The sequence below is a fragment of the Paenibacillus chartarius genome (genome assembly GCF_042432825.1).
Taxonomy (GTDB): Bacteria; Bacillota; Bacilli; order Paenibacillales; family NBRC-103111; genus Gordoniibacillus; species Gordoniibacillus chartarius.
In genome coordinates this window covers 78,522-91,470 of sequence record NZ_JBHLWN010000008.1, presented here as the reverse complement: position 1 = coordinate 91,470, position 12,949 = coordinate 78,522, and the positions used below count along the sequence as shown (strand labels likewise).

General features: G+C 57.2%; 12 protein-coding genes. 6 read left to right on the top strand and 6 right to left on the bottom strand.

The features are described from left to right. Nucleotides 1–196: 196 nt before the first annotated feature. From ACFFK0_RS01155 to ACFFK0_RS01145, 3 genes are read left to right on the top strand one after another with little or no spacing between them, the layout of a single operon-like run. On the top strand, nt 197–2,062 hold the full coding sequence (locus tag ACFFK0_RS01155; RefSeq protein WP_377467787.1) for an ABC transporter ATP-binding protein: 1,866 nt from the start codon (nt 197–199) through the stop codon (nt 2,060–2,062). Further along, entirely contained in the window at nt 2,059–2,739 is a 681-nt protein-coding gene (locus tag ACFFK0_RS01150) for a response regulator transcription factor (protein ID WP_377467785.1), read from the top strand. The genes ACFFK0_RS01155 and ACFFK0_RS01150 overlap by 4 nt, the downstream gene beginning before the upstream one ends. Then, nucleotides 2,736–4,082, top strand: coding sequence for a sensor histidine kinase (locus ACFFK0_RS01145; protein WP_377467784.1), 1,347 nt, complete (start codon nt 2,736–2,738; stop codon nt 4,080–4,082). Before ACFFK0_RS01150 ends, ACFFK0_RS01145 begins: the two co-directional genes overlap by 4 nt. A gap of 597 nt (nt 4,083–4,679) precedes the next feature. Here ACFFK0_RS01145 and ACFFK0_RS01140 read toward each other — a convergent pair. Beyond that, nucleotides 4,680–5,231, bottom strand: a complete 552-nt coding sequence (locus ACFFK0_RS01140) for an LOG family protein (protein WP_377467781.1) — start codon at nt 5,229–5,231, stop codon at nt 4,680–4,682. 284 nt (nt 5,232–5,515) lie between these two features. On the opposite strand from ACFFK0_RS01140, the gene ACFFK0_RS01135 reads away from it, so the two are divergent. Next, nucleotides 5,516–6,277: a sulfite exporter TauE/SafE family protein gene (locus tag ACFFK0_RS01135; protein ID WP_377467869.1), complete on the top strand. Its 762-nt coding sequence runs from the start codon at nt 5,516–5,518 to the stop codon at nt 6,275–6,277. A 2-nt stretch (nt 6,278–6,279) separates the two neighbouring features. On the opposite strand, the gene ACFFK0_RS01130 is transcribed toward ACFFK0_RS01135, so the two are convergent. Next, entirely contained in the window at nt 6,280–6,714 is a 435-nt protein-coding gene (locus ACFFK0_RS01130; protein ID WP_377467873.1) for a hypothetical protein, read from the bottom strand. Here ACFFK0_RS01130 and ACFFK0_RS01125 point away from each other — a divergent pair. After that, the gene (locus tag ACFFK0_RS01125; RefSeq protein WP_377467867.1) at nt 6,652–6,873 is read left to right on the top strand and encodes a Rieske 2Fe-2S domain-containing protein; all 222 of its coding nucleotides are present in this window, start codon (nt 6,652–6,654) and stop codon (nt 6,871–6,873) included. The two genes, ACFFK0_RS01130 and ACFFK0_RS01125, sit on opposite strands and share 63 nt — an antisense overlap. Before the next feature lie 147 nt (nt 6,874–7,020). Further along, complete coding sequence (locus tag ACFFK0_RS01120) at nt 7,021–8,379, top strand: TrkH family potassium uptake protein (RefSeq protein WP_377467779.1); 1,359 nt, start codon at nt 7,021–7,023, stop codon at nt 8,377–8,379. 476 nt (nt 8,380–8,855) lie between these two features. Here the strand turns inward: ACFFK0_RS01120 and ACFFK0_RS01115 are convergent, their stop codons facing one another. The 4 genes from ACFFK0_RS01115 to ACFFK0_RS01100 form a co-directional block, all read right to left on the bottom strand. Further along, complete coding sequence (locus tag ACFFK0_RS01115) at nt 8,856–9,824, bottom strand: sugar phosphate isomerase/epimerase family protein (protein ID WP_377467777.1); 969 nt, start codon at nt 9,822–9,824, stop codon at nt 8,856–8,858. A 73-nt stretch (nt 9,825–9,897) separates the two neighbouring features. After that, nucleotides 9,898–11,061 (bottom strand): MBOAT family O-acyltransferase, encoded by a 1,164-nt coding sequence (locus tag ACFFK0_RS01110; protein WP_377467774.1) that lies wholly within the window; start codon nt 11,059–11,061, stop codon nt 9,898–9,900. A gap of 184 nt (nt 11,062–11,245) precedes the next feature. Next, a complete protein-coding gene (locus ACFFK0_RS01105) occupies nt 11,246–11,779 on the bottom strand; it encodes a hypothetical protein (protein ID WP_377467772.1) in 534 nt (177 codons plus the stop codon). Continuing rightward, nucleotides 11,755–12,651, bottom strand: coding sequence for a hypothetical protein (locus tag ACFFK0_RS01100; protein ID WP_377467770.1), 897 nt, complete (start codon nt 12,649–12,651; stop codon nt 11,755–11,757). Before ACFFK0_RS01100 ends, ACFFK0_RS01105 begins: the two co-directional genes overlap by 25 nt. Nucleotides 12,652–12,949: the final 298 nt, after the last annotated feature.

Sequence of the window (12,949 nt, the reverse complement as noted above, 5' to 3'; positions counted from 1 at the left end):
TGAACAGGAACTGAAAACCTGCTGAAAATAACCAATGAAAGGCAATATTGCCGATAAGCGCGCCGTGCGTTTTCATTTTTGGGGCGGACACGATAAACTGGGTTCAACTGGGTGGATATTGGCGCATACGGTTTAACTTCAATTTACATTCGTGAGCTAAAGTAAGGGCATCTCAAGAACGTAAGGAGTGTATGGCATGACTACCATTCAAAATCAAGCTGCGGCGGGTGCGCCCCGCGCCATCGGCATACGGCCGTTCCTGCAGCTGCTCGGCCGGATCCGGCCTTCGAAGGCGCTGCTGTCGGCGGCGCTGCTGCTGAGTATCATCACAACCGGTGCAAGCTTAACGATACCGCTATTTACGAAAAATCTCGTCGACGGCTTCTCCCTCTCGTCCCTAAGCGGAATTCAAATCGCCGGCATTGTCGGCGCGTTCCTGCTGCAAGCGGTAGCCAGCGGTTTATCGGTCTATTTGCTCGGACGGGTCGGCCAGCAGGTCGTGGCAAGACTGAGGGAGCTGCTTTGGAACAAGCTGCTCGTACTGCCGGTATCGTATTTCGACGAGCGGCAGTCCGGAGAGACGGTGAGCCGGATGATGAACGACACCGGCGTCGTCAAAGGGGTCATTACGGAGCATCTGTCGGGATTCGTGACCGGTATCATTTCCATTATCGGAGCTGTTGCGGTGCTGTTCGTGCTGGATTGGAAGCTGACGACGCTGCTGCTCGTCGGTCTGCCGCTCACCGCGGCCGTACTCGTGCCGCTGGGACGAAGCATGTATAAAGTATCGAAGGGCCTGCAGGATGAGACGGCGTCGTTCGCGGCGTTCCTCAGCGGCGTCCTGTCGGAAATCCGGCTGCTGAAGATTTCCAACGCCGAGCCGTTTGCGGAGGAACGCGGTAAGTCCGGCGTCGAGCAGCTGTATCGGTTCGGGCTTCGCGAAGGCCGGATTCAGGCGTTGATTTTTCCGGTGATCGGGCTTGTTGTTATGCTGCTGATGGTGCTGATCGTCGGATACGGGGGCATGCGGGTCGCCTCGGGAGAGATTACGACAGGGGCGCTGATCGCCTTCATTCTGTACGTGTTCCAGATTGTTATGCCGATCCAGCAAATTACGATGTTCGTCACTCAGCTGCAGAAGGCGATGGGGGCGACCGAAGAGATGCTGGCGACGCTGGATCATGCCGAGGAGGAGCGGGGAGCGGGCAAGGTGCTGGGCGCCGGGGACGCAGGAGCGGCAATCGCGCTGGACGGCGTGACGTTCGGCTACAAAGCGGAGGAGCCTGTACTGCGCGGCGTCAGCTTCACGATTGAGCCGGGGCAAGTAACGGCGGTCGTCGGACCGTCCGGAAGCGGCAAGACGACGCTGTTCGCGCTGCTCGAGCGCTTCTATAAGCCGAAGGAGGGGACACTCAGATACGGCAGCGAGCCGCTGGAGGCATACACGCTGACCTCCTGGCGGAGACGGATCGGCTACGTATCGCAGGAGAGCCCGATTCTGGCAGGGACGATACGCGATAACCTCGTATACGGACTCTGCCGTGTTGTATCGGAAGAAGAGCTGCGGGCGGCGGCGCGGCTCGCTTACGCGGACGGCTTCATCGAGGCGCTGCCGGACGGCTACGATACGCAGGTCGGCGAGCGCGGGATGAAGCTGTCCGGCGGGCAGCGCCAGCGTATCGCCATCGCCCGCGCGCTGCTGCGCGATCCGAAGCTGCTGCTGCTCGACGAAGCGACGTCGAGTCTCGACAGCAAATCGGAAATCGTCGTGCAGGAGGCGCTCGACAACGTGATGGCCGGACGAACGACGGTCGTCATCGCGCATCGGTTGGCGACCGTGAAGAACGCCGACCGGATCGTTTTCCTCGACAAGGGGGTTGTTACCGGGATCGGCACTCATGAAGAGCTGTACCGGACGCATGCGCTGTACCGGGAGTTTGCGGACCACCAGCTGAAGGCGAAGGATGGGCAACCGGGTTCGGAGGGTGGTTCGGAGCGGGTGCGGCGTGCGGCTGAGGGACAGGGGCTTGTACTGGCGGCGGGGGAGCGGAGTGCGGAGTGACGAAAATTTTGATTGTGGATGACGATCCGCATTTGCGGGAGCTGGTGAGCGTCGTGCTGCGCCAGGAAGGACTGGCCGCCGTAACGGCGGAAGACGGTGCGACGGCGCTGGAGCTGCTGGCCCGGGAGCGGATGGATCTCGCTGTTGTCGATGTGATGATGCCTCGGATGGACGGCTGGGAGCTTGTGGCGCGGCTGCGCGGGAACGGCGACGAGCTGCCGATCCTGATGCTGACGGCCAAAGGAGAGACGTCGGATAAAGTGCGCGGATTTCGGCTCGGCGTCGACGATTATTTGGTGAAGCCGTTCGAAGCCGAGGAACTGGCCGCCCGGGTGAAGGCGCTCTTGAAGCGGTATCGCATCTCCGTTTCGCAGCAGGTGCAGGCGGGGCGGCTGCGCATGGACAGCAGGACCCATGAGGCCGCGGTTGGCGGTGTGCCGGTCACATTGCCGCTCAAGGAGTTCGAGCTGCTGTATAAGCTGGCGGCCAATGCCGGGCGGACGCTGCCGCGGGATAAGCTGATCGAGGACATTTGGGGCGTCGATTTCGAAGGCAACGAGCGAACGCTCGACGTGCATGTGAACCGGCTTCGGGACCGTTTTGCCGAGGAGGAGGCGGGCTTTCGCATTCGCACCATTCGCGGGCTCGGGTATCGGCTGGAGGTGACGATCTCATGAGAGGAAGGCGCGGCAAGCGGTTTGGGGCGGGGGCGTTAGCGAGCCGGATCGCTCTGCCTGTGGCGATTTTGTTCGCAGCCTGGGCGGCGGCACAATACGGATTGTGGGGGCTGTACAGCTGGCTCGATGCAAGGCCGCCGGAATGGATCGCCTCGTTCATCACCTTGTTGACCGCGATGTCGCTTATTGTGCTGACGGTCGGCTTATTGGGATTCGTGTTCAAGGACCGGCGGAGAAACATGTTCGACTCGCTCATCGAGTCGATTCGGCGCATTGGCCGCGGTCAGCTGGATGAACCGATAGCGCTTGAGGAGGTCCATGTCGACTGGCCCATGGCGGAGCTGCTGGCAAGCATCAATACGATGACCTCCGAGCTGTCTCAAATGGAAAAAATGCGGCAGGAGTTCATCTCCAACGTATCGCACGAATTCCAGTCGCCGCTGACGTCGATCGGCGGGTTCGCCCGGACGCTGCGGCGGGACGACCTGAGCGCCGAAGAGCGCGAGCGTTATCTCGATATCATCGAGAAGGAGTGCGCTCGTCTGTCGCGGCTGAGCGACAATTTGCTGAAGCTGACCTCGCTCGAGTCGGAGCATCAGCCGGTCAAGAAGACGGAGTACCGGCTGGATCGGCAGCTGCGGGACATCGTGCTGTCGGCGGAGCCGCAGTGGGCCGGCAAAGGGCTGGACGTCGAAGCCGGGCTGGAGGAGCATCTGACCGTGACGGCGGACGAGGAGCTGATGAGTCAGGTATGGACGAATCTGCTGCACAATGCGGTGAAGTTCACGCCGCCCGGCGGGATGATTCGCGTGGAGGCCGTGACCGTGAGAGCCGGTGAAGACGGCTGGGGCGGCGGACCTGTTGAAGGCGAGGGTGAGAGCGGCGGGATAGGGCGGTCCGTCAGCGGCGCTTACGACAACGGCATCGGCAGGGGTAACGGTAATGGCAATGGCAATGGTAATAGCGACGGTCATGCTAATGGTAGTAACAGTGGTAGTGGCGGTGACGGGGGCAGGGGCAGTGGCAGTGGCAGGGGCTCCGACGGGGGGGCAGATGCGGTAAGAGTCACGTTCGCGGATACCGGCGTCGGCTTGAGTGCGGAGCAGCAGCAGCACGTATTCGAGCGGTTTTATAAGGCAGACCGGTCGCGCCACCGCGAGCATGGCGGCAGCGGGCTGGGACTGGCGATCGTGAGGAAGATCGTCGAGCTGCATGGCGGTACGGTAGCCGTAAGCAGCGCGCCGGGAGAGGGCGCAGCGTTCACGGTGACGCTGCCGCTCTCCGCTGACGGGGACGTTATGCCTGCGGACCGGCAGGTCGAGCCGAAGCTGCGGCGGGGGTAGCCCGGTTGCGCGGCGTCCGCTTTTTCGGCTGATTCCGCTACGGGAGGGGAGACCGATCCCCTTATACCATGACTTTTCGCTGTTAACGGAGCTGAAGGGGCTTTTGATTAAACTAGTCATGCAAAAAACGCCCCGAGCCTTTCCTGCAGAAAGGGTTCGGGACGTTCTTCGTCACATGTAGCTATTATAGTGGTACAGCCTGATTTTGTACATGGGTACGATATCGATTCGCTAACTTGAACCGAATGGGGCTCGGCGAATTACAGGGCGCCTGCGAAACGCGCATTGGAAACGGCACCTTGATGGGGCATGGCGTTGATATGTAGGTATCAGTGGACGTGGGGAATGCTGCCCGCCGACGTCCTGTCTCGCGGACAGCCGCCGGCTACACCGGCCCAAATATACAGGAAAAAGACCCCTGTATTTACGCAGGCTTATCTGGCGGGAAGCTTAGCGAAATGAGCCTTTGAATGGCGATTAACCTTCCGCTACCGGGGACCCCCGCATACGAATCGATTTCGCTTCGAAGCATTTCGCCACTTTGTGGGGCGAGAATTGTGGTCGCTCATCCTTGAAAGCACCCCGATAGAAGGTTTCTCATGCTTTCACAGTTTCGCGTTTCAGTCTCTCGATCATGCCGGCCGGGTCATTCTCAACGATAATAAGCTGCTTCGTCGCTTCTTTGACGAAGCCTTGCTCGGCCATATGATCGATCAGCGACAGCATCGGTGTGTAATAATTATGAACATTCAGCAGGGCGCACGGCTTGGCGTGATAGCCGACATGCGCCCAGGTCAGCACCTCGAACCATTCCTCCAGCGTGCCGGTACCGCCGGGCAAGGCGACGAAAGCATCCGCGAGATCGGCCATCATCGCCTTCCGTTCATGCATCGTATCCACGACATGAAGCTCGGTGAGCCGGTGGTGCGCAATCTCGATATCCGCCAGCTTCTTCGGAATAACGCCGATGACGGTGCCGCCGGCCTCCATCGTGGCATCCGCAACAGCCCCCATGCAGCCGACCGTCGCTCCGCCGTAAACGAGAGCGAAGCCCTCTGCGGCTATAACCTTCCCCAAATTTGCAGCTTCCCGCATATAGACGGGATCGTTCCCGGTACCCGAACCGCAAAAAACGGCGATAGTCTTCATCGCTTAGTGATCGCCTCCTCTTCCCTACTAGACTACAGGAACGCCGGAAGCTTCTCAAGACTGCTGGCGCCGCTTTATTTTGCATAACCGTATGCCCGCCGCGTCAATAACTAATATATCACTCGAAACATTCATCCGTTTTGATGAAATGTTGGAGCATAGCCGCTTCGATTTGTCTCTTTACAACATACGTAAAATCAAATAAAATGAATAAATCCTATAGTTTTTATCGGTTTTGAATAAAGGGGGAGCAGAAGTTGGATCTCAGTCTTGGCATTGTAGGTATGGGGATGTTGGTCGGGTTTTTGGTCGGACTTACCGGCGTTGGAGCTGCTTCTCTGCTGACCCCCCTTTTAGTCATAATCGGCGTAAACCCGACCATTGCTGTCGGAACTGACCTTGTTTATAACTCCATCACCAAATTTTTCGGTGTCATTCAGCACTGGCGTCAGAAGACGATCGACTGGGCCATCGTCAAATACTTCGCAATCGGCAGCATTCCGGCGGTTGTTGCGGCCGTTTTTTTGCTGAGGCTGTTTGAATCGTACTACCATAACGGGGAAGCGCTGATCAAGCATGCTCTCGGCTTCGTGCTGATTTTGGCGGCGACGGCGACCCTCTTTAAGGCATTCTTTGATCATAAGATAAAGCCCAATCGTCTGCAGACGGCACCCATTGAAGAGAAGAAGGGCATTATCATCGCCATCGGAGCAGGATTAGGCTTCATCGTCGGACTTACGTCGATCGGTTCGGGCTCACTGTATGCCATCGCCTTGATGTATTTGTTCAGCATGAGCGCGGCCAGATTGGTCGGGACCGATATCGCGCATGCGTTCTTCCTGGCCACGGTAGCCGGAGTGCTTCACGCGGGACTCGGCAACGTAAACTTTGAGCTCGCGTTCAACCTGCTGCTCGGCTCGGTGCCGGGCGTATTGCTCGGAAGCACGCTATCGACCAAGGCCCCTTCGAAAATTACCCGTGCCATCATCGCTTCCCTCATTCTGATCAGCGGGGTCAAAATATCGGGAGTTCTTGACCTCATATAAGACTAAATCGAGAAGTCCTCGGGCTCTTCCTTAACCTTGCCGTCCCAAGCCTCGAAGGCTTCCAGCTCTTTAGTGATGAGCTCCTGTTCATTTTGCTGCTGCTGTGCGTAGCTTCGGCGCTGTTTGCGTTCGTAGGCCAGGATGATGCCGGAGACGATCTTCGAGAGGTCATAGTTGCCCGAGCTAAAGAAGTGGCTGATGATTTCGCTCTCGACGCACTTCCATTCCATGCCGGGCATAAATTTGTCGCGCTTCTTCAGAATGTTGCAGAAATACTTGCCCGTAGTTCCCGAGTACCCGATTTGCACCCGGTATTCGCTGCCGCTCGGAGCGGTTATGGGGTATTTGTCCGAGATCATCCGGTCTCGCTTCAGATAGGCATAATAGAGAGACAGCAACACAATCGCAATCATGCCGTAAATAATAAAATCAAGCATCGGATCGTCCCCCTAATGTTCACTTGTACAGCCGCAACCGTTACTTGTATTCTTCATCATATCACCTTCCGTTATGACGGCACAATACGCTTCATCCCAGATATGCATCCCTTTGGAGGCCAATCCCGGGGGATGTCGCTTTTTGATCCGGGAAAATAGTTGTACATTTCTATTTCACCTAATGTATTATGGTTCGAAGTAAGTTATTCAAATGATACGCTGCAGCGGAGAAGAAAGCGGTCCATCCGGAGAAGCTATAAATTATGGGTTTTATGATGGTGCTCATCGGGAGGTTGGCATATCGCATTGAAACGTATCGGGTTACAACAGCATCGGTTGAAGCCCCCCCAGGTCATCGTTTTGCTGTACATAGGCTGCATCGTGGTTTCCGCAGTGTTGCTGTCCCTGCCTATTTTTCATCGTCCGGGGGTAAGCTTGTCCTTTATTGATGCGCTGTTTACCGCTTCCAGCGCGATCAGCGTTACGGGGCTGTCCGTGATTACGATTAGCGAGGTTTTTAATACCGGCGGCATTATTTTGCTTGCCGTTCTGTTTCAAATCGGCGGCATTGGCATTATGGCCACAGGAACTTTTCTCTGGCTGATGCTGGGCCAGCGCATAGGGCTATCTCAGCGGATACAGATTGCGGCCGATTACAATCTGTCTACGTTATCGGGCATCGTGAGCCTCATGCGCAAAATTTTGCTGCTGGCGTTTACCATTGAGTGCATCGCAGCCGTCATACTGGGCACCTACTTGCGGGCGGCCGGTTATGAAACGAACCTGCTTGCCGCGTTGTTTCACGGTTTCTTCACATCGGTGAGCGCCTTCACGAACGCGGGCTTCGATCTGAACAACGGAAACTCCCTGATTAAATTTTCCGGCGATTATTTCTTCCAAACCGTGATCATGCTCTTGATCATTGCCGGCGCGATCGGTTTTCCCGTATTGGTCGAGATCTGGGATTACGTAAGGAACCCGGCGGGGAAGACGCGATTTTCGCTGCTCGCCAAAATTACTACGTTAACGTTCTTCTCCTTAGTGGCGGCGGGGGCCGTGTTATTTTACGTGCTGGAGCGGGATGCCTTCCTGGCGGACAAGTCATGGCACGAAGCGCTGTTTTACTCGCTCTTTCAATCCGTATCCACGCGCAGCGGCGGATTCGCCACGATGGACATTGCGGGTTTAACGGCACCGACCATGATGATGATGGCGGGTTTGATGTTTATCGGAGCTTCGCCGATGAGTGTCGGAGGGGGGATCCGCACGACAACGTTTTTTGTATTGATCGCGGCCCTTCGGGCATACATGCTCGGTTACAAGAACGTTAAAGTGTTCCGGAGAGAGCTGGCGGACGAGGATATCCACCGTTCCTTTATGGTGTTTTTCCTGGCGATGCTGCTTATTTTTGCTGCGGCGTTAGCTTTTTTATACTTTGAAGGGTTTCCGTTGAACCATACGATCTTTGAAATTACGTCGGCGTTCGGAACAACCGGGCTATCCGCGGGCATCACATCTGACGTTACGGCACCGGGCAAAATCATCCTGATTCTTTGTATGGCCATCGGGCGAATCGGGATCGTCAGCTTGCTGCTGCTGCTCAAGAAGGACGATGCAGACGAAGATTATCGCTTCCCGAAAGAAAGGGTCATGGTCGGTCAATGATCGTAGGCGGCTGCGTGAGCTCGTGCGTTTGGCCGGTTCATCATAAAAAGTAGCATCCACGGGATGTGGTTTGCTTCGAGAGCAGATCCGTAACGGATTATGAAGGCTCTATTTGACCCTCAGCTTGCCATTTGGCGGAAATAGCGGATTTTGGGGGCCTTAATAACCGACCAAGCAGCTCAACTCGGGGAAAACGGCTCAGAACGGGAAAATTTACGCCCTCAAAATCCGCTATTTCTCAAGATGAGGCCCACTCTGCAGAAATAAAGACATGAATGTCCGCTATTCTATGATTTTCCGGGTGCGAGAAGAACACTGCTTGAAAATTCGCTTTGCGTTTAGCATGTGTCCAGGTCCCTGGCTCCCCCTAATGTCTTCGGATAATCATGAGTTGAGATTCCGCCCAGCTATAAGGAACCGTGGGTTTCCCAAAAAAACAGAGCGCCATCCGTAGGGATGACGCTCTTTCGCATTGCTTAAACCCACCACATCTCGCCGACCGGCTCCTTGATCAGCACCTGCTGCAGGTTCTGAACCGCTTTGGAGAAGCCTTCGTCGACGGACATCAGGCCGTCCTCATGCTCGATGGAGACGACATAGTCGTAGCCGACCAGACGCAGCGCGGAGATGATGTCCGCCCAAGTCTTCAGGTCGTGGCCATAGCCGACGGAGCGGAACTGCCAAGCGCGGTCCAGCATTTGCGTATACGACTGCATATCGGTCACGCCGTGCTTGTTCACGTTGTTCACGTCCAGCGACGTGTCCTTGGCGTGGAAGTGGTGAATCGCGCCGGCGCGGCCGAGAATGTGCACGGCTTGCACCGGATCGATGCCCTGCCACCACATATGGCTCGGATCGAGGTTCGCCCCGATCACTTCGCCGACGGCATCGCGCAGACGGAGCAGCGTAGCCGGCGTATGGACGGAGAAGCCGCCGTGCAGCTCGAGAGCCAGCTTAATGCCGCGCTCCTGAGCGAACTTGCCAGTTTCCTTCCAGTACGGAATCACCTTGTTCTCCCACTGCCATGCGAGAATTTCTTGAAAATCGTTCGGCCAAGGCGCAACCGGCCAGTTCGGATACTTCGCATCTTCGTGGTCGCCAGGGCAGCCGGAGAAGCCGACGACGACCGGCACTTCCAGGCGCTGAGCGAGCTCGACCGTTTTGATGAAGTCGTCATGGTAGCTCTGGGCAATCGCCTTTTGCGGGTGAAGCGGGTTGCCGTGGCAGCTGAGCGCGGAAATCGTCAGGCCGCGGGAGTCGAACGCTTGCTTGAACGCCTTCAGCTTGCCGGCGTCGGCCAGCAGCTCGTCCGGCTTGCAGTGCGCGTTGCCCGGGTAACCGCCGGTACCGATCTCTACAGCCTCTAAACCTTTGGACGCAATGTAGTCGAGAGCTTCTTCAAGCGGCTTCTGTGCGAACAGGACAGCGAAAACACCTAACTTCATTTGTACACCTCCGACGATAATGGAAACGTTTTATTGTGCCAGGTACTGTTCCCGATTATACCATTATCTTCCGTTAAAATGAAGGCAGTCTCAGCAGCCCCTCGTAAATGCGCAGCACCGTTGCGGAGTCCCCGCTGTAGACGATGACGCCGAAGATGACGAGGAGCTGCGTCAGCGCGACGCGGAAGGCGTAGTATGGCACCGATACCTTTTTCTTATTGACCGTCGACAGCTCGAAGTACGATTCCAATGCGATGATGACGCCGTGGTACAGCCCGTACAGCACATACAGCCATGTAAAGCCGTGCCACAAACCCATCAGCAGCATGATGAGCAGGGAGAGCCCGGCGGCGGTGAGGCGGGAGGGCGTTCTGCGCGAGAAGAAAATAAAAATATGATCGCGGAACCAGTCGCCGAGCGTCACGTGCCAATTGCGCCAAAACTGCGTCAGCGACGGCGAAGTGAACGGCTTCTTGAAGTTCTCCGGCATCGTGTAGCCGAGCAAGCGGCCGAAGCCGATCGCGATGTCCGAGTAGCCCGAGAAGTCGAGATAGATCCACAGGTAAAACCACACCATCAGGAACAGCGATTCATGCGTGTGGAGCGGGCCGCCGGCAGGATCGTTCACGAGCTGGAACACGTAGCTCATGCCGGGGACGAGCACCATTTTCTTGAAGAGGCCCAGAATAATGCGTTTGACGCTGTCTTCGAACAGCGGAGCGTCGACTTGGTACGGCTTCTTCGTATCGGCCATGAAATCGCGGAACTTCAAGATCGGGCCGGAAGTGAACGTCGGAATAAACAGAATGTAGTTAGCGTAGTCGAGCGCTCCGGCCTCGCCGTCCCGCTTGAAGAAGTAGGCGAAGTACAGCGCGTCGATAACCTTGAGTACGTTATAGATAAGTCCGAGCGTAATGACGACGTCGAATAGCGGCGACTGCAGCGTGCCCATCCCGTACAGCCGCATGACGGTAACGGCGCCGATATTGGCGGCGATTGCCGCGACGAAGGCGGCAAGGCGGAAGCGGGCGATGCGGCAGAGCAGCAGGAACAGCGCATAGTTGCCGGCGACGTACAGGACGTTGAAGACGAACAGCTTCTGGCTGAACACGTACAGGAAGCCGAGGTTGAACAGCAGCAGCAGGACGCGCTTGTTGCTCGGCCAGCGCCGCGTCAGCATCAGCGCCGCGATCATCCCGGCGAGGCCGACGATGGCGTTCATATGCAAGTAAAACATCGCGGAAACTCCTTCATGCCGGGCGGGCCCGGCGGGTTATGGCTTCGGGGGCGAGGACGGCGGACGGCTCCGGCAGCGTGCTGATGCGGGTTAGCCGCTCGGCAAGGAAGGTTAGCGAGCAAGATGCCAATCTCCAATGTCGGGCGTCGTCGTCGGACGCGTAGCTGCCGTTGAACCGTATCGGTCAGAAGCCTTCATAGATAAACAGCCCTTTGCCTGTAAAATAAACCAGCACAAGCACCAGCATAATCAGATAAGCCAGCAGCTCGAGCAGACGGCCGGCGCGGGTGTCGCGCCAGGTGCGCTTGGACTTTTTGCCGCCGCCGGCTTTGGGCTTGCCTGCTCCTGCTGCTGCTGCGGGCTTGGCCGCGGATGCAGATGCAGATGCAGGTGCAGGTGCTTCAGCCTGCGCTGCGGACGAAGGCTTAGCTGCCGCAGCGTTTGCCTCGTCCGCGGGTAGTTTGGCGGCGGCTGGCTTGGCGGAGCCTTGTGCCTTGCCGCCGTGAGTTTGTCTGCGGGGCGGCAGACCGCCGTCAGCGGCTGAACGCGCGCCGCTTGTGGGCGCAGCGCTTGACGCAGGTGAAGCGGAGACGCCCCGGGCTGCTGCCTCAGTGAAGGCGGCGTCTGTGTCCGCTTGCCTGTGGCCGGTGCGTGCAGCCGGTTGGTCCGATTTTGCCTGGGAATGCGGTGTCGTTACTTCTTCAGGCCGTTCAGCCATGCGTCTACCTCCTTCGTGAACGCCGGTGCGCCGACCTCGCGGTTCAGGTGAACGAGATCGTGGAACTCCTCGGGCTTAAACCGGTCCATCAGGTCGAGCGTCGGAACGTTCGCCTGCTGCAGCATGGCGGTTACGCGCGATTTGAGCTCTGCCGTGTAGGGCGGTTTCTCGTAGCTCGTATGGTACGGCATCCAGATCACGCGCAGGGGCAGCTTATGCTCGGCGGCGTAGTCGATGACCCACTGCAGGGAAGCGAGGTTTGCGCTCATATCCGCATCCGGCCGCATCCAGCCGAACATTTTGTCGTAGTCGGCCAATCTTCTTGCCAGCCATGCATCGTCCTTGCGGCCGAAGTACAGCTCTTTATCGATCCAACGCGGCACATAGACGAGCGGCTGCCCCTTGAGCGTATTCTTCAACAGCTCTTCGCCGGAGTCGCGGAAATAGTCGCGGTAGGCGTAAACGTAAGGCTGGTACCACCGCTTGAACCATGGGTAGGTCGGGTCGGTGTCCAGCTTGTCCAGCATCGTATGTACGTCGATCCCGATTACGAGCTCACCGTTGACGTCGTAGTAGCTGTTTTGCAGAATGGCCTGAAGGTCGGTGAGCTTGCCGTAGGAGAGGCCGAACTCGGTCAGCTTGTGCGTCGAGCGGTCCTCCATATAGGCTCCGGTGACCGAGGAATTGCCATAAAAAACAGGGCCGGAACGAGTCCAGCCGTGGTGGAAAAGCGTTTTAACATAGTCGTTCTTGTAGAAGCGGCGCGAATTCTCCATCGGATGCCACCATGCGAACAGCGTATCGACGAGGAGGAAAAGTGCCAGCAGCGCCAACACGAAGCGGTTGCGCTTCAGGAACGTGAGGATCGGCATGAAAGAATCAGTCCCCGTTGTCTGGGATAGGTGATGCTGTTAAGAAGCGGTATGGCAGTCATGACAAGCTGCGATAACCCCCACATACAAGAATGGAGGTGGCTCGAAAAGTATAACGGTATGTCGGGGCGTTATCCGCCAAGCATTACGCAGATGGGGATGATTAGCGGATTTTGAGGGTCTTAGTAGAGGGTGATCACCCCCGCAGACGCGATTTGACGCGAAATAAGACCCTGGCAATCCGCTAATATCCCATTTGCAGCCGAAATCCGAGAAATAAGACCGTGAAAGTCCCTTA